General features: G+C 44.3%; 14 protein-coding genes and 1 riboswitch. Of the genes, 9 read left to right on the forward strand and 5 right to left on the reverse strand.

Annotated features, from left to right (window positions below; translation table 11 throughout):
- The first annotated feature begins 6 nt into the window (after positions 1–6).
- The 7 genes from C1S74_RS05515 to C1S74_RS05545 all read left to right on the forward strand — a co-directional run bounded on the left by C1S74_RS05515 (position 7) and on the right by C1S74_RS05545 (position 8740).
- Positions 7–792, forward strand: coding sequence for a sulfite exporter TauE/SafE family protein (locus C1S74_RS05515; protein WP_045400613.1), 786 nt, complete (start codon positions 7–9; stop codon positions 790–792).
- Complete coding sequence (locus tag C1S74_RS05520; protein ID WP_045400610.1) at positions 789–1334, forward strand: primosomal replication protein; 546 nt, start codon at positions 789–791, stop codon at positions 1332–1334. The genes C1S74_RS05515 and C1S74_RS05520 overlap by 4 nt, the downstream gene beginning before the upstream one ends.
- Positions 1334–1498, forward strand: a complete 165-nt coding sequence (gene rsmS / locus C1S74_RS05525) for a pleiotropic regulatory protein RsmS (protein WP_045400605.1) — start codon at positions 1334–1336, stop codon at positions 1496–1498. Before C1S74_RS05520 ends, rsmS begins: the two co-directional genes overlap by 1 nt.
- An 84-nt stretch (positions 1499–1582) precedes the next feature.
- Complete coding sequence (gene xthA / locus C1S74_RS05530) at positions 1583–2389, forward strand: exodeoxyribonuclease III (protein WP_045400602.1); 807 nt, start codon at positions 1583–1585, stop codon at positions 2387–2389.
- A gap of 167 nt (positions 2390–2556) precedes the next feature.
- Positions 2557–4257 (forward strand): type I secretion system permease/ATPase, encoded by a 1701-nt coding sequence (locus C1S74_RS05535; RefSeq protein WP_045400600.1) that lies wholly within the window; start codon positions 2557–2559, stop codon positions 4255–4257.
- Entirely contained in the window at positions 4250–5593 is a 1344-nt protein-coding gene (locus C1S74_RS05540) for an HlyD family type I secretion periplasmic adaptor subunit (RefSeq protein ID WP_045400598.1), read from the forward strand. Before C1S74_RS05535 ends, C1S74_RS05540 begins: the two co-directional genes overlap by 8 nt.
- 53 nt (positions 5594–5646) lie before the next feature.
- A riboswitch (cyclic di-GMP riboswitch) is annotated at positions 5647–5728 on the forward strand.
- A gap of 30 nt (positions 5729–5758) precedes the next feature.
- Positions 5759–8740: a calcium-binding protein gene (locus C1S74_RS05545; protein ID WP_045400595.1), complete on the forward strand. Its 2982-nt coding sequence runs from the start codon at positions 5759–5761 to the stop codon at positions 8738–8740.
- 77 nt (positions 8741–8817) lie between these two features.
- On the opposite strand, the gene C1S74_RS05550 is transcribed toward C1S74_RS05545, so the two are convergent.
- The 5 genes from C1S74_RS05550 to C1S74_RS05570 all read right to left on the reverse strand — a co-directional run bounded on the left by C1S74_RS05550 (position 8818) and on the right by C1S74_RS05570 (position 13654).
- Positions 8818–9495, reverse strand: a complete 678-nt coding sequence (locus C1S74_RS05550) for an ABC transporter permease (protein WP_038866714.1) — start codon at positions 9493–9495, stop codon at positions 8818–8820.
- Positions 9496–9498: 3 nt separating this feature from the next.
- Positions 9499–10239 (reverse strand): ABC transporter permease, encoded by a 741-nt coding sequence (locus C1S74_RS05555; protein ID WP_038866711.1) that lies wholly within the window; start codon positions 10237–10239, stop codon positions 9499–9501.
- An 81-nt stretch (positions 10240–10320) separates the two neighbouring features.
- A complete protein-coding gene (locus C1S74_RS05560; RefSeq protein WP_038866708.1) occupies positions 10321–11091 on the reverse strand; it encodes an ABC transporter substrate-binding protein in 771 nt (256 codons plus the stop codon).
- An 87-nt stretch (positions 11092–11178) separates the two neighbouring features.
- Positions 11179–11949, reverse strand: coding sequence for an ABC transporter ATP-binding protein (locus C1S74_RS05565; RefSeq protein ID WP_045400592.1), 771 nt, complete (start codon positions 11947–11949; stop codon positions 11179–11181).
- Between the two features lie 232 nt (positions 11950–12181).
- A complete protein-coding gene (locus C1S74_RS05570; protein WP_045400590.1) occupies positions 12182–13654 on the reverse strand; it encodes a hypothetical protein in 1473 nt (490 codons plus the stop codon).
- 457 nt (positions 13655–14111) lie between these two features.
- Here C1S74_RS05570 and C1S74_RS05575 point away from each other — a divergent pair, with 457 nt between their 5' ends.
- Positions 14112–15659, forward strand: coding sequence for a DUF3360 family protein (locus C1S74_RS05575; RefSeq protein WP_038866702.1), 1548 nt, complete (start codon positions 14112–14114; stop codon positions 15657–15659).
- 306 nt (positions 15660–15965) lie between these two features.
- Positions 15966–18242 carry a formate C-acetyltransferase gene (pflB, locus tag C1S74_RS05580; RefSeq protein ID WP_038866700.1) on the forward strand — a complete coding sequence of 759 codons (2277 nt, stop codon included), beginning with the start codon at positions 15966–15968 and terminating at the stop codon, positions 18240–18242.
- Positions 18243–18332: the final 90 nt, after the last annotated feature.

An 18332-nucleotide genomic window follows, 5' to 3' on the forward strand; every position in this document is an offset into this window, starting at 1 on the left:
CTATTTATGGAAATGATTGAGCCAACCATGTTGTTGGTGTTGGCGCTAGTCGCTTTTGTTGCTGGATTTATCGATGCTGTTGCTGGCGGTGGTGGTATGCTGACGGTCCCCGCATTGCTGTCGTTGGGACTTCCTCCTCACATCGCATTAGGTACCAATAAGTTAGCGGCCTCCTTTGCCTCTTCTACCGCTGCTTATACTTACTATAAGAAGCGCCTTTTTAAGCCACAATGCTGGGGACGAGCTTTTGTTGCTACCCTAGTTGGCGCAACACTAGGGACGCTATTTGTTGATGCCATTAGCACCGAATGGTTAGAAAAAGTGTTGCCGCTGATTATTCTCGCAGCCGCAATGTATACCGTTTTTCATAAACCCCCACAGTCTTCTCATCAGAGTCCGACACCAGAGCCTTGCCCGTTACTAAATAAAAAGCAGTATATGCAAGGCTTATCGATAGGCTTTTATGATGGCTTGGCGGGGCCGGGAACAGGGGCTTTTTGGACGGTGAGTTCCATGGCCTTATACCGACTCAATATCTTACTTGCGTCTGGGTTAGCCAAAGCAATGAACTTTACTAGTAACTTTACTTCATTAGTAACTTTTGCTTTTTTGGGGCATATCAACTGGGTGTTAGGCTTAACGATGGGTGTCTGTTTAATGGCAGGTGCTTTTGTGGGTGCACACTCGGCAATCCGATTTGGCGCAACGTTTATACGCCCTGTCTTTGTTACCGTTGTTAGCGTACTTGCCATAAAACTTGCTTATGATGCATGGTTTGTAGGATTAACATGAACATTAGTCAGCTTTCAGAACATCTAGAACAAATGTCTAAACAGGCTGCAATGCTTGATCGTCAGCGTGGGGAGCATCACGTACCTTTGTTTGATGAACGTTTGTTTCATTGCCGATCTCGGCTATTAGTTCCTTGTGTCAAAGAAGCAATGGCAACACTCGATGCAATCGTACGTGAGCAAAAAGAAGAAAAGCTTACCGCCTTGCGCGCCGAGTACCTCACAGAAAGACTGGTCGCACAAATTGCCGCTATTCAACGTGAAATTTCAACCACTAAAATTCGTAAAAACGAAGTAAAACACAGCAGTCATTTCAGAAAGCCTATTAATGTACTCTATCAAGAATTGGCTCAGCACCAAGAGTGGGCACGTCGATTACGAGAAATGGTGCTTGAAAAAGAAAGAGCGGTCGAATTTGCACCGAGTTTTGCGCGGGCTGAAGCGCAAAAAGTACTTTTAGCGACAGAGCAGAGATTAGAGCGATGCGAAGCAGCGTTGCTAAAGCTTGAGAATCAAATCACTCATAGGGAAAAGAATCAGTGATGTCTGACCAACCAAAATCACCACTCGATGATGCGCCAGAAGAAGTGAAGTTAGCTGTCGACCTGATTTACTTATTAGAGTCTAACGACATCGATCCAGAAACGGCATTACAAGCAATTAAGATCGTACAGAATGATCTAGAAAATAAGCTCAATAACAAATAATTGTTCTTATTTACTTTCGGCGTTTCCAGCTTTTATCTCCGGTGGTAACATCAAGCACAAATACGCCCCGCAGAAGGATAAAAAATGAAAGTAATCAGCTTTAACATCAATGGACTTCGTGCACGTTTGCATCAGCTCCAAGCCATTATCGACAAGCATCAACCAGACGTTATTGGTCTTCAGGAAATCAAAGTACATGACGAAGCTTTCCCAGTCGAAGATGTCGAGGCGATGGGTTACAAAGTTTACTTTCATGGCCAAAAAGCGCACTACGGTGTAGCAATGCTATGTAAACAAGAACCAATTAGCGTGCAAAAAGGCTTCCCTACCGACAACGAAGAACATCAAAAGCGCATGATCATGGCGACGTTTGAAGATGAAAACGGCGAGAAGGTAACGGTACTAAACGGTTACTTCCCTCAGGGTGACAACATCGCTCACGAAACCAAATACCCATACAAGCGCCAGTTCTACAAAGATTTGATGACCTATCTACATGATCACCATACAAATGATGAACAACTGATCGTAATGGGAGACATCAACATCAGTCCGATTGATGCAGATATCGGCATCGGCGAACCGAACCGTAAACGCTGGTTGAAGACTGGTAAATGTTCATTCCAGCCAGAAGAGCGTGAGTGGCTGAAGACGCTAATGGATTGGGGATTCGAAGACACTTTCCGCAATCTACACCCCGAAGTGAATGACCATTTCTCTTGGTTTGATTACCGCTCTCGTGGCTTTGATGACAATAGAGGACTGCGCATTGATGTAATCTTGGCAACGCCATCACTTGCACAGAAATGTATCGAATCAGATATTGATTACGAGTTACGTGGTATTGAGAAACCCTCTGATCACGCCCCTATTTGGTCTACTTTCAAATAGATAGCTTTTAAGGGTTAATCATCCTGTCACTTTGCACCGATTAGCCCTACTTTTCCCCTACAAAAACCATTTTTGGCTTTGTCTTGTCGTCTCACTTTTGAGGCACTTCTCGTTCTACGACTTTCTATACTGAACATTACTTCTTTAGTTCATGGAGTGAGCGAAGTATGGTTCAAAATAGCTGGGACAGATTATCACCTTTTACGCTTAAAGCATTAGGTCCAATGACACTGGTGAGTGCCGCTATCAATGCTTTGATGCTTGTGGTTCCAATTTACAGCCTGCAGTTATTTGACCGAGTTTTATCGAGCAGAAGTACCGACACACTGTTGCTGCTTACGGCCATCGCTCTGTTTCTGTTGATTTCACAGGCATTGCTTGAAACCCTAAGACAAAAATACACCCAAAGAAAAGCCCTTCAGTTTGAATCGGAAAGCGCTCAATGGCTATATCAACTTTGCGGCCAACATTACGACACGAAGACACGTTACGTGTTTAACGACATAACTGAGATACGATCTCTTCTTATGTCACCAGGTTTCTTTGTCGCCTTCGACTTACCTTGGACGCCGCTATTTCTGCTAGTTATGTTCATGCTACACCCAATTATCGGATTGGTTGGCTTGATTGCCGTTATCTGTGTATTAGTGGTCGCACTACTCTCTTTCTACACCAAAAAGAAATCATTTGAGGCTTCTTACGCCACCCAAATTGCTGCAAATCGAAAAATCGACGAATTATTCAACAAACAAGAAACGTTAATTTCTCAACAAGCGACCGACGGTACGTTTAACAAGTTCCAACCCATTCTTGCTGAAAAACTGTGGTTTAGGAGTAAGGTAGATTTAGCCTCGATTAACCTGACATCTATAGCCAAACTTGTTCGCATGACACTACAAATTGGCATTATGGGGACAGGCGCATTTCTTGTGATTCAAAATTCGATGAGTGCCGGTGGAATGATTGCCGGGTCGATTCTGATGGCTAGAGCGCTCCAACCAATTGAGCAGCTAACCTCTGGGTTTCAAGGTTGGAAAACTGGATTAGCCGCAGCCAACCGCATCAAAAATGTCGTCAACAAATCCAAAATAGAACCGGAGCGCATCACACTGCCCGAGGTTTCCGGCGAGTTACGTTTCGACAACGTCGTATGGTCACCGGAAAATCATCAAGGAGAGCCCATAATCAAGCAACTCAAGCTAAGATTAGAAACTGGCAATCGAGTTGCCATCATTGGCTCGAGTGGTTCAGGTAAAACCAGTCTTTGTAAGTTGCTAATGGGCATACATAAACCGACATCAGGCAAAGTATGCATTGATGGCTTAAATGTCACGCATTGGGACAAAGAACAATTCAAACATACTGTTGGGTATCTTCCGCAAACTATCCAATTTATCCAAGGCAGCGTTAAAGAAAATATCGCTCACTTCGATACTGAAATCACCGACTCTCAAATTATTAAAGCCGCCATTCATGCCGGTGTGCACGAGACCATTCTTCAATTCCCCAATAGTTATGAAACCATCATTGGTGATGGCGGACATCAGTTATCCGGTGGGCAAGCGCAGAAGCTCGCATTAGCTCGCGCGCTTTGTTTTAAGCCCAAGCTCTTGGTTTTAGACGAACCCAACTCCCATATGGATAAAGAAGGCGAAGAGTACCTGACTAGCCTTCTAGCGACATGCAGAGAGGAAAGCGTTTCCGTCGTTATGATTACCCATCAACCACACTTGCTACGTCACGTAGATTGGGTCATTGAAATTAATAAAGGACAGATTGCAAGAGCCGGAGAAGCGAGCAAAGTTCTCCGTTCCATGATGGACGTGCATTCAAGGACACAAACACAGTCGGAGGCCTCCAATGAGTAAGACCATATTGCACCGGAGTGGTATCAACTTTGAAGATGGACGCAAACTCTCTTTTGCTACCACGCCAGTGATCATCACTTCTTTAGCCGTTTTACTGGTGATGATTGGTGGCTTCCTTGTCTGGGCAAGCTTGTCACCACTGAGCTCGGCAGCGATAGCACCTGGCGTAGTGATCGTTGAATCGAAACGAAAACCCGTTCAGCACTTAGAAGGCGGGATCATCGAACGGGTTCATGTTAAAGATGGAGATAATGTGAATAAGAACGATTTGCTGATAACCTTGAGCGCTACACAAGCTCAAGCGAGCTTGAATCGGCTAAGAGCACAATGGGAGAGCGATCTCGCACGCTTAAACCGACTCCAGTCTGAACTCGCAGACCATCCTGAAATTCAATTCGATACACGCTTACTCTCCCGTAATCATTCCAAAGAAATTCAATCCATCATTCGAACTCAGCAAGCTTTGTATGAAAAACGCCGCTCACTACGAGATGGTGAAAACAACATTCTGGCGGAAAAAATAGAGCAAGCCAGGCTAGATATGTTTGGCCTACAAAAGCGATATCAAGCAGGCAAAGAGAGCTTGCGTTACCTTGCAGAACAAGTCGCCATGCATAAAAAGCTTCTTACTTCTGGTAATACGTCTAAATCACGTTACCTCGATCTTCAACGTGAACATTCACAACTTGAAGGACAAATTGCCGACCTCAGCGCCCAAATCGGTCGAGCGAAAGGTTTTGTTGCCGAGGCAAAAATGGAATTAGCCAACGCGGAATTCAACTACGCTAAAACGCTAGGCGAAGAAGTTCAAGAACTTGAGCGCAAACTCAACGAAACAAGAGAAGCGATGGTGAACGCGAATGATGTACTCAAGCGTGTCGAAATAAGAGCCCCACAAGGCGGTATCGTGGTCGGGCTCAACGTTGTTGGTGAACATGCGATCATTGCTCCGGGCAACACGTTAATGGAAATTGTCCCACAAGAGGATGAATTAATTGTGGAGGCATTGGTGAAACCAGAAGACATTGAAGTACTTCATATAGGCCAAACAACTCAAGTACGCTTAACTGCATTTAGCTTTAGAAAAACACCTCCAATTGAAGGCGAACTGATTCATATTTCTGCAGACCGAATCAGCGACCAAGCCACAGGGTCATCGGCTTATCTCGCTCGAGTGTCATTAGATTCAAGCATGTTAGCCGAATTAGGGGAGTCGGTCTCTCTTTACCCTGGCATGCCCGCGGAAGTCATGATTTTGATTGACGAGCAAACACCTCTTGATTACTTGCTCAACCCTCTTGCTGTTGCTTCTTATAAAGCGATGCGAGAGATGTAATAACTAATTCAAATAATCTCTGCGTTACTGGCTAGTTTTAAAATCAAACAAAAGGATGATAAAGCCAAACCCACTGTGAAGTGGGGACGGAAAGCTACAGATCTCAAATGGGACTGAGATGGCTGAGCTGCCTCTATGTATCTCGCGATATATGAGGATATAGCAATGGCGGATGAAATTTCTGTAACAGAAACCAACGCACAAGTTGGTAATCTAGTAGACGGGCCTACTCAAGACGGAGTGCCAAGAGATGTCGATAATCACCTTCAAGATAACTCAGGCGCAGATTTAGAAGTCCGTGCTGGTAAAGGGGATGACATCGTTAAAACAGGGGATGGCGATGACTTTATCGCCGGCGGTAGAGGTTCAGAAGCGATCAAGTCTGGAGATGGTAACGATGTGATTGAATCATGGAATCACACCATTAGTGCAAAAGATGAAGCTGGAGAAAACCCAAACATTGACTTAGCGCGTGACGGCGATGTAGAAAATGTGGGCTGTGTTGACGATATCATTGTTGCTGGCTCTGGTAATGATTATGTAGAAGGTGGTGGCAATAACGACATCATCTATGGCGACCGTGGAGCAAAATTATCTGGTGAAGAAATTCTCGTAAATGGTGATTTTGAAGATTTATCCGGTACGACACAACTAGGTGGCGGTAACAATTGGGGAACCTATTCGTCAATTCCCGGTTGGGAAGCCGACGATAACCTTGATGGTGTCGCTCCTGTTGATTTGACCAAAGACCTTGAGGGGCTTATTGAGATCCAAGAGAACGGTGGATATGGTGTTGAGCAAGGTGATGGAAATGTTCTGGAACTGGATTCTCATACTCACAGAGGTCAAGACTCTCACTCTGCCATTGGACAATATTTCGAGCTTGATGAGGCTGGAACATTCAACCTTTCTTTAGACTATGCAGACCGGACTGGAAATGCTGCGACCAATGGCTTCAAGCTCTACATCGATGGTGAGGTGGTCGGTAATCCTGAAGGTTATGGCGGAGCCGCTGGAGACCCAAGTACAAGCTGGCGTTCACTTTCTATCGACGTAGATCTAGGCGCAGGCCCACATGTTCTTACGATAGAAGCAATCGGAACACAGGATACCTATGGATCATTAATCGATAATGTCTCTCTTCAACAATATGAAGCCAATGATGTACTCATCGGTGACGGTACGCCAAGAGATGGTAACAATGTCGATAATAGCTCCGTACCAGGAGATGATCTTATTCGAGGCAATAAAGGCGCGGACGTGCTCATTGGTGACAATTTCGATGCCCTCTCTTTCAATGAGCAAACAGGTAACTTTGAACTCGATCTTGACTCAGCACAGACTCCTGAGGGAGAGGGTTTAGGTCTTGATAACGCCACAGCATACAACCCTGATGGTTCAGAGGGAAACACGACACAACAAGGCAGTAAGTATGGGGTCGAAGGCACGGATGAAAGTGGTAAAGATGCACAAATTGGGTATAGCTACGATGACGGAGACTCGGAACCTGGCGATGCAGTAGGCTCCGAAATGCTTTCTGTTTGCTTCGATGAACACACTATGGCCGCCAAGGTCGGGATCTCAAATCTTTATGCTAATGAAGGTCGCGGAGAAGATGATGATGTGGACGAAGTTGGTATCTGGACTGCATTCCGCGATGGTATCGAAGTCGCAAGTGGATTCTTTAGTGCAAACGACCCTGACGCAGATACCCTAGCCCACTACGCTGCTGCGGGTATGACACTAGAAAATACTAAAGTGCTTTCTACTGATAGCAACAACAGTGGTGAGTTTAGTATTGGTCCAAACGATACTGGCTTCAAAGCCTTTGATGAAATTCAGTTCTCTGCCGCGGGTGAACAATTCAGTAAAGGGGGAGAGAAAGAAGACTCAAGTGACTATTTTGTCACATCAGTAGAAACACTTGGGCTCACTGGTGACGGTACCGACATGCTGTATGGCGGCCGCGGTGATGATGTCTTACTCGGCGGTGACAATAACGAAATACTGCCGGCGCCATCTGATGGTATGTATGATATCAGCCAGTTCAACGGAACATTCGACGTTGAACTCATCGGGTCGAATGCAGGGTTCAATAACTCCCTTGGTTTCTACACCGCAGACTCAAGCGGTGAAGTCGTGAATGTTGGCATTCTTTGGTCAAATGTAAAACAACCTGATGAAGTGAACACCTCGATATCGAAAGAAATGATGGGGGGTGATGCTTGTAAGTTGGGGTTCTTCGTGGTTCCCGATGGTGCAGACAACGGCATTGAATCTGAAGGATTTATTGATGTTTCAGAATTCGATCTAGATGCTCAATTACTCGGTGAGGCTGCATTTGAATTGGGCCTCCCGATCCATGCGCAAATCTCTCCTTTAGGTGATGGTACATCCTTGTTCGAATGGAATGATAACACTGACCTTTCAACTAACGATGATGACTTCAACGATGTGATCCATAACGTTACTACAGTAGCAGAACCTGAACTTCTTAACGGTGGCCGCGGTGATGACTGGCTAGACGGTGGTGCGGGCGTTGATATCCTCAAAGGTGGCAAAGGCGATGATGTGATCATTGGTGGTAGTGGTGCTGACGAAGTCCGTGGTGGTCAAGGCAATGATCTTATTGCTTACGATGCGGAAGATACTTTAGTCAGAGGCGGTAAAGGGTTCGACGTTCTCGTAGCGAATGACAAAGATGGCCCTGTCGATATCGACATGTCAAAAGGACAAGATGCAGATGACATCAAAGGTATTGAAGCCGTAATCGGTACAAGTAGTGATCAGGACTCTGTTACCTTAACCCTTGGTAAGGTTTACCATCAAGGCGGAGCCAGCGACAATACCAAGAGTAAAGATGATGGCCAATCAGAATTCTTTGCCCTTGGTGTTGAAGATATTAAGTTGGATGAAAGCAATGGTTGGAGCCTCGAAAACGATAGTCAAGGCGCTCCAGATGATGGTGTGACAATGACCGTTGCTGACCTTATGGCATCTTCAGATTACAAGTTAGACCAAGGCATGATTGATTCCTTAGGCTTGTCTGGCTCTGATGTGTTAACCGCTTATACCTTCACCAAAGGAGGTAAAGAAGTCGTTATCTATACCGATGCTGCTTTTGATGGTGATTTCCAATTTGTATAGGCAAACTCACTCGACCTTCATCTACCCAAAAAGAGCGCCAATCGGCGCTCTTTCTTTTAGATATCTATAAAAACGCCTTAGCTTAATGGCCTTAGATATGCCAAGAAACGCTTCTCTGCGATTTTAAAACACCACAAAATAATGAACGTTAATCCCATGTAGAAGAGACCAGCCGTCAGGAATGACTCAAATGGTGCATAGTAACGAGAGTTCACAAGTCGAGCTGCGCCTGTCAAATCCATAATAGTGATGATCCCAGCGACTGCACTGCCGTGCAGCATAAAGATCACTTCATTCGAATATGCAGGTAAAGCACGGCGTAATGCGCTTGGTAAGATGATGCGACGATAAGTCATAAATTTACTCATACCATACGCTTTTGCGGCTTCCACTTCCCCTTTCGGTAAGCCATTGATCGCACCACGAATGATTTCCGCCGTATAAGCCGATGTGTTAAGAACGAAAGCCACCAAGGCACAGAACCAAGCATGTTCCCAAAGTGTGTCTTTCACAGGGAAGAATTGGTCCATACCGTAGTAAATGAGATAAAGCTGCACCAACAACGGCGTACCGCGGAAAAAGTAAATGAACGCCCATGACGGCAAACTTAATGCGTAATTCGTGCTATTGCGCGCTATAGCTAAGGGAATCGATACACAGAGCCCGATCACCAGAGCTAATGCCACCAGCCATACCGTTGTCCACAATCCATCTAAGTAGACAGGGAAGCTTTCAATGATCAATGAAAAGTCCATTATCTACCTCGCATGAATACTGAATTTGCGTTCAACAAGCTTAAGTAGACCGGTTGATACACTGGTGAAGAACAAGAAGATGATCGCGACGGCCATGTAAAAAGTGAATGGCATCTTTGTTGTACCAGCAGCAAGTGAACTAATCCGCACCATATCTTCCAATCCAATTATTGAAACAAGAGCGGTAGTCTTGAGCAATACCAACCAGTTATTGCCAAACCCTGGTAACGCGTGTCGGATCATTTGAGGTAATAGAATTCTTCTAAACGACATAAAAGAACTCATTCCGTAGGCTTTTGCCGCTTCCAACTCACCTTTATCGACAGCCATGATCGCACCACGGAAAGTTTCCGCCATATACGCACCAAAGATAAAACCGATGGTCAGTACACCAGCAATAAATGGGCTCACATCGATGTAATCAGGGAGGTAAGCAGTCCATTCATGTTCAGGATTGCTTGCGGTAAACCACTCGTTGAGCGTTTCATTGATCGAATAAAGGCTGTTATTCAGTAGAATTTGGCCACCAAAGAAGATAAGCATCATCAAGACTAAGTCAGGGATGCCACGAATAATGGTGGTGTAGAGTGTTGCAATAGCTCTTGCCCATTTATAGGGCGCTAATTTCGCAAGTGCCCCAAGCATGCCTAAAATGACAGCAAGCAACAATGAGAGTATTGCGACTTCGATGGTTACTAGAGCCCCTTTTAGTATCGAGGCTTCATATCCTTGTAAATCCAGCATAGGTGAGTTCCTAATCCCTAAACTCAAAAAATCGGCCGTTGGTTACTTCTAGGAACAAGCCAACGGCCGCTTAGTTACGGCTTATTTACCGTAAACATCGTAGTTGAAGTACTTACCTGCGATTTCTTGATAAACACCTTTTTCACGCAGAGATAAGATTGCCGCATCTAACTTTTTAGTGAGATCTTTGTCTTGCTTACGAACCGCAATCCCGAAGCCATCACCAAACCATTTAGGATCAGTTAGAGAAGGGCCAACAAACTCGTAAGCCTCACCACCCGCCTTGTTTAGTACACCTTCTTCAAGAGCTGAAGCATCACCAAGTACTGCTGCAACACGGCCGTTTGCAAGATCTAGGTATGCTTCATCAAACGAACCGTAACGTACGATTTCAACTTTATCGCCGTAGTTATCTGTCAGATACTTGTCATGCGTTGTCGCGCGTTGTACCGCAATTTTTTGACCATCAAGGTTGTCGAAGTCTAGACCCGCACCTTTTTTAGCAATGAATTTGTTTGGAATGAGTGCGTACTTACCCGTAAAGTCGACTTTCTTCTTACGCTCTTCGGTGATAGACATTGCAGCAATGATCGCGTCGTACTTACGAGCAAGTAACGAAGGAATGATGCCATCCCAATCTTGAGCAACGATTTGACACTTCACTTGCATCTCTTCACAAAGCGCATTCGCCATATCAACATCGAATCCCTTTAAGGAGCCATCCGTTTCAGTCCAGCTAAACGGAGGATAAGCACCCTCAATCCCAAAACGAACTGTTTTCCATTCTTTCGCTTGGGCGACACCAGACACTGCTGTTGCAGCAAGCGTTGCTGCCAATAACCACTTTTTCATTTCCATACTCCTGTGATTGCTATTTTATTTGGTTTTGTTTGTTGTGCTTGTTTATTTAGGAGGCAAAAAGCTGCCACCCAAAAAATATTAGTAGATAGAAGAGATAAATTGTTGTAATCGCTCCGAATCTGGACTCGTAAAAAGCTTAGCTGGATCTCCCTGTTCTTCCACTAAACCTTGATGCAAAAACATCACATGGTTAGATACGTCACGCGCAAAAGCCATTTCATGCGTTACGACTAACATGGTGCGTCCTTCCTCGGCCAGATCTCTCATTACCCCTAACACTTCACCAACGAGTTCAGGGTCAAGTGCAGAGGTAGGCTCATCAAACAACATAACCTCTGGATCAACGGCCAAAGCACGAGCGATTGCAGCGCGTTGTTGCTGACCTCCGGACAGGTGTCCTGGGTAGTAGTCTTTGCGTTCGTATAACCCAACTTTCTTCAACAGTACTTCTGCATTTTCAATCGCTTGCGCCTTAGGTACACCAAGTACGTGCACGGGCGCTTCAATCACATTTTCTAAAACCGTTAAATGCGACCATAAGTTAAAGCCCTGAAATACCATAGCTAAACGTGAACGAATACGCTGAACTTGCTTTTCATTTACTGGGACAGACTCCCCTGCGCGGTTGTTCTTCATTTGGATAAGTTCACCGTTTACCCAAATTTCACCCGCAGTTGGTGTCTCTAATAAGTTGATACATCTTAGGAAGGTACTCTTACCTGAACCGGAAGAGCCAATGATGGAGATAACATCGCCTTTATGGGCAGAAAGTGAAATGCCCTTTAATACTTCATTTTGTCCAAATGTTTTGTGCAGGTCTTTGATATCTAGCGCTGGTACATCATTCATGCGCCCTACTCCCTGTGTTTTAGTCACTGCAATAAGGGACTCCGCCCTCTTTGAATTGGAACAAACTATCACCACCCAAGGCAAGTTGCAACAAATCATTAACCTAAATAAATCGAATAGATAGATACAACAAGCAAATGAATATGCAATTTCTAGTAATATATTCTTTTAATGTTGAATAATTGACATAAAAAAGCCCCTCACGCGAGGGGCTTAGGAAGATACAAAAGTGTTAATTAAAACGTGTCACAACAAGAGAATTCGAAGTGCGTAATGTCACTTCATTTTCCATTCCATCTTTTTCAGAAGTTAGAATACCGTCTAAGTCAGCTTCTAGTTCAGGCTCCGAAGCTTCACCATTAGAGAAGAAGCTCATGAACATTTCTGAGTCAATATCGCTGTTACCATCAAGAATGACTGCAGAACGGTTGAAGTTGTCCGTTTCCGATACTTTCAAACCATTTATCGCGGAAGATGGAAAATTGTAGTAGTCCAGCTCAGGTACTACAACATAATCACTATTGCTCTTAGTGAAAATACGATGAGTTACTTTGTAATCACCTGAAGCAGCAAAATATGCGGTACGAGTGAAACCTTCTGTAGAGTTAGTTAATCCCATATTAATATCAATCACCGACTCTCGTCCGCTCTGAGATATCACGCTAGGCTTGAAGTTCGGTAAGTTTTTGATATTTAGGAATGTACTTGGATCAGCATCAATATCCCAGCTTGAATCAATAGTGCCAGTTAATAGTGAATCCCAACCATTTGTAGCGCTTTCAGCAACGGCTAGGTAAACCCATTCTTCTTTATTAGCTTCACTAGGTCGACGATATTCATCAACGGAATTACCCAGCTCTAAGGCATCATATAAGTAGTCGTTTGATACAAAGCCAATATTCAAGGAGTCATACTTGTAGCCAGACGATGAGTAAATACTAGAAACAACATCTGTCGTAACTAGGTCAATATCATTAGTACCCCAAGAACCGATACCATATTGATATAATGATTTATTGTCCGAGCCAGATTCATATTGGAATAAAGCGGTAGGCTCTCCATTGAAACCTAGTAGTTCTTCATCTGAAGTCATATCACTGTTTGGAGATACTAAGACATCTTTTTGTGATACATAGTGGTAGTCACCACCACCAGATACTGCGTTTCGGTATGAAAGGTTTTTGAACGTTTTGTCCGATACGTTACTTCCTGTAAAGCACTTATTCAACGACTCACGGTTAAGTGCGAAAGTAACATTGCGTAGCTCTTTATCTTCTAAAAACTCGCGAGAGAAAGAATTTACACGAACTTCTCGACCATTGAATTCAAGTGCTTGAATAGTGATGTAACCACCTTCAGGAATGTCTTCTAAAACAAACTTGAAGTTATCGCTGGTTGGTTTAATAACTTCTCCAACCATTTTGCCATCAGCATCAGAATAGTAACCGATAACATTATTCGTGACCTGAGCTTTTGATGCTTGACTGTAAGTTAAAACGGTAGCGTCACCATTCAAATCAGTATCTCGATCATAAATTGTACAGCTTTGTGCCTTAGCATCGCTCTCAGACAGTGTCGCAGGGATCGCAAAATCAAACGTAAATGTTGTTTTCGATGAACCGCCGCCACCGCCGCCACCGCCGCCACAACCGACCATTAATCCCGAAATAATTGCCACTAGCGGCAGTACTTTAAGCTGTTTCATGTCTTCTTCCTAAACTGAGCGGCAATGATTAGCCAAAAAATCGTCTCTGCTCGGTACTAAGCAAGAATGAAGCCAGCTTTATATACAATTCATGAATGACGTAAATAAATCGCATTGGACATTATTTCTGCAAAATAACGTCTAATTTTATGCAACTTGTGTAATCGAATTACACACTAAACAACCAAGTCATTCGCATGCCAGACACTTTCTGTAGTTTTCTTTCACATCTATTCTTAAAGTGATCTAAATCAATCACCCCAAAGGGCTATCTTGCTAGACTCCGCCACAATGATGAGGAATTTTTTGTGCCTCAACACAATGAGTTATTAGCTATGCTTAGGCACGTGGTATTCGTGCAACAAAATCTAATAATAGCTAGCATAGGAAGTGCCGCAGGAAGCGGAAAAACACAATTCAATTTAGAATTCATAACTTTTAAATATATGAGGAATCTATGTCAGACGCAGTGAATAAAGCGCACTCTGATTCGGATATCGAGACTAAAAGCTACCGCGAGCTTCATCGTCCATCATCTGAGTTCGCAAGCCGTTCAGACTACCTAGACCACGAACTACAAATCATGAAGCCACGCCGTTTTGGCTTAAACTTGCCAGGTCGTGACTTCCGCTTTGAGCTTGAAGACCTTGTTCCAGCGCTTGCTGGTACGATCGGTATTATCGCAATGTACTCTGCGGTAATGATGTCTTGGGCTGAAGGTCTTACTGCTGCATGGGACCACGTTAACTTAGGCAAAGATTTTGCTATCGAAGTTGCTCGTGTAGAAATGCTAATCCCTGCACTCCTTTTCTGTATTCTTGCTTCTGGCTTTATTAACCCTAAAGCCAACCTAGCAGGTAACCACGGTCCAATGATCCCTCTTATTGGTACCATCGCTCTTGCGGGTGCCCATCCTCTTGCATTGGCAATCCTAATCGGTGTGTTTGGTTTGATTTTGAGCTTACTAAAAGGTGGCTCAAAACTCGTAAACCTCACTTCAGAGGGTACAGCTGGGGGCCTACTCATCTTCTTAGGCCTAACAGGTACCATGAGCCAAATCAACTCAATCCAAGCTTGGGCAGTTGGTTTGCAATCGGATACGGTTGCCGCAGGCAGCATGGGCTACATTGGCCTAATCGTTCTCGCGGTTACTATCGGTCTATATGCTTTCCTTGCTAAAGTTAATAAACGTTGGCTAGCCATCCCAGTATGTGCTTTCACGGGTCTCGTCATTGCACTTGTACTTGGTGCTGGTTTCGACATCAAATTCGTTACTGAAACAGGTCTTCCGAACCTAAACCCAATCTACTGGTGGGGTAGCACAGAAGAAGGTTGGATGCTTGGGCTACCAAATGTAGAACACTTCATTGCTTCACTACCGTTTGCAATTCTTGCTGTAGCGATGTGGTCTCCAGACTTCCTTGGTCACCGTATTTTCCAAGAACTGAACTACCCTAAAAAGACTGAAAAAGTTCTGATGGACGTTGATGACACAATGACTATGTGTTCGGTTCGTCAAATGGTTGGTACTGCTGTAGGTGGTGGTAACATTACGTCATCTTGGGGTACGTACATGATCCCAGCAGCAATTGCGAAACGCCCTATCCCTGGCGGTGCAATCCTGCTCGGCTCTCTATGTATCATCGTCGCGATTCTTGGCTTCCCAATGGATGTAGCAGTATGGCCACCAGTAATGCGTGTTGCTCTTCTAGTAGGTGTATCTCTACCTCTACTTGAAGCAGGTATGCAGATGGTGAAAGACTCTAAAGACTCTCAAGCAGCAGGTATCTGTATCTTCGGTTCTGCTGTAGTTAACCCAGTACTGGCTTGGGCATTGACTATGCTTCTAGACAACAACGGTCTGATTGGTGACAAAGAGCGTGCATCACGTCTGTCATTTGTAGATAAGATTGTGATCCCTGTAGGTGTACTTGTCGTCTGTTTAGTCGCTATGCTTGCAGTTGGTATGCTAGAAGGACAATATGGCATTAAAGCTTGGCTATAATGACATTCGTTCAAAAATTGTGTGGGTAGCGCTCGTCGCTACCCCATTTTTATCGCTATTTTTTAGTATTTATTGATTTAGTTTAAGGTTTGCAAAAATTTTTTAGTGTAGCCTTGAATTGTGGTTGGGAAGAACCCACATTAGTAACAGTGACAATATTTATAGTTTTATCGCCCTATTCTTCTTATTTAAGACTATAAATATTGTTATTCATTAAGAGTGTACTGTTCTCCATGTGGAAGTGGAGATAGCTGGCTCAACGGCGAACCAGTACGTATTTTTTTCTACTACAAAGGTAGGTATGTCATGGCAGAGCAATTTGCTAAAGCTTGGGAAGGTTTTGCTGCAGGCGACTGGCAAAACGAAGTAAACGTTCGTGATTTCATTCAGAAGAACTACACTCCGTACGAAGGCGACGAATCTTTCCTAGTTTCTGAAGGTACTGAAGCGACTAACAAGCTTTGGGCTAAAGTAATGGAAGGTATCAAGCAGGAAAACGCGACTCACGCACCTGTTGATTTCGATACTTCTGTTATCTCTACCATCACTTCACATGATGCTGGTTACATTAACAAAGACCTAGAAACTATCGTAGGCCTACAAACTGAAGCTCCGCTTAAGCGTGCAATCATGCCTAACGGCGGCGTACGTATGATCGAAGGTTCTTGTAAAGCATACGGCCGTACGCTTGATCCACAAGTTTCTAAAATCTACTCTGAGTACCGCAAAACACACAACCAAGGTGTTTTCGATGTTTACTCTCCTGACATCCTAAAATGTCGTAAGTCTGGTGTTCTAACTGGTCTTCCAGATGCATACGGTCGTGGTCGTATCATCGGTGACTACCGTCGTGTAGCTCTATACGGTGTAGATTTCCTAATCAAAGACAAAGTAGCTCAATTCCACTCTACTCAAGAGAAGCTAGAGTCTGGTGAAGATCTACAAATGACGATGCAACTTCGTGAAGAGATTCAAGAACAGCACCGTGCACTAGGTCAAATGAAAGAAATGGCAGCATCTTACGGCTACGACATTTCTGCTCCTGCGACTACAGCTCAAGAAGCTATCCAATGGACTTACTTCGGCTACCTAGCTGCTGTTAAATCTCAAAACGGCGCAGCAATGTCTCTAGGTCGTACTTCGACTTTCCTTGACGTATACGTTGAGCGTGACATCGCAGCTGGCATCATCACTGAAGAACAAGCTCAGGAAATGATCGACCACTTCGTAATGAAACTACGTATGGTTCGCTTCCTACGTACTCCTGAGTACGATGAGCTATTCTCTGGCGACCCAATCTGGGCAACAGAATCTATGGGTGGTATGGGTGTTGACGGTCGTACACTAGTTACACGTACTAACTTCCGTTTCCTAAACACACTATACACAATGGGTCCTTCTCCAGAGCCAAACATCACTGTACTTTGGTCTGAGCAGCTACCTGACGGCTTCAAGAAGTTCTGTGCGAAAGTATCTATCGATACTTCTTCTATCCAGTACGAAAACGACGACCTAATGCGTCCAGATTTCGACAACGATGACTACGCTATCGCTTGTTGTGTATCGCCAATGGTTATCGGTAAGCACATGCAATTCTTCGGCGCTCGTGCAAACCTAGCGAAAACTCTACTTTACGTTATCAACGGCGGTGTAGATGAGAAGCTTAAAATGCAAGTGGGCCCTAAGACTGCACCAATGACTGACGAAGTTCTAGACTTCGACAAAGTTTGGGCTGGCCTAGACAACCTAATGGATTGGCTAGCTAAGCAGTATGTAACTGCACTAAACGCTATCCACTACTCACACGACAAATACAGCTACGAAGCAGCTCTAATGGCTCTTCATGATCGTGACGTTCGTCGTACTATGGCTTGTGGTATCGCTGGTCTTTCTGTTGCAGCTGACTCTCTATCTGCAATCAAATACGGTAAAGTTAAACCAATCCGTGACGAAGATGGCATTGCAATCGACTTCGAAATCGAAGGCGATTACCCTAAATTTGGTAACAACGATGCACGTGTTGATGACATGGCATGTGAACTTGTTTCTAACTTCATGGCTAAAATCCGTAAGCTTAAGACTTACCGTGATGCAATCCCAACTCAGTCTATTCTTACTATCACTTCAAACGTGGTATACGGTAAGAAAACTGGTACTACACCAGATGGTCGTAAAGCAGGCGCTCCTTTTGCACCTGGTGCTAACCCAATGCACGGCCGTGATGAGAAAGGTGCGGTAGCATCTCTAACATCTGTAGGTAAACTACCGTTTGCTGATGCAAAAGATGGTATCTCTTACACCTTCTCTATCGTGCCAAACGCACTAGGTAAAGAAGAAGTTAGCCAACGTGCTAACCTAGCGGGTCTGATGGATGGTTACTTCCACCACGAAGCTGGCATTGAAGGTGGTCAACACCTTAACGTGAACGTACTTAACCGCGAAACTCTAGAAGACGCTGTTAAGCACCCAGAGAAATACCCTCAGCTAACAATCCGTGTATCTGGTTACGCTGTACGCTTCAACTCTCTAACTGCAGAGCAACAAGCTGACGTAATCGCACGTACATTCACTGAGTCTCTATAAGACTGATTGAATTAGCACTTTGAGTGATAAAACAGAGGCCGATGCTGTAAAGCATCGGCCTTTTTTTGTGTCTTGAACTAAAGTTGTGAC

The organism is Vibrio hyugaensis (genome assembly GCF_002906655.1).
In the GTDB taxonomy this organism is placed as follows: Bacteria; Pseudomonadota; Gammaproteobacteria; order Enterobacterales; family Vibrionaceae; genus Vibrio; species Vibrio hyugaensis.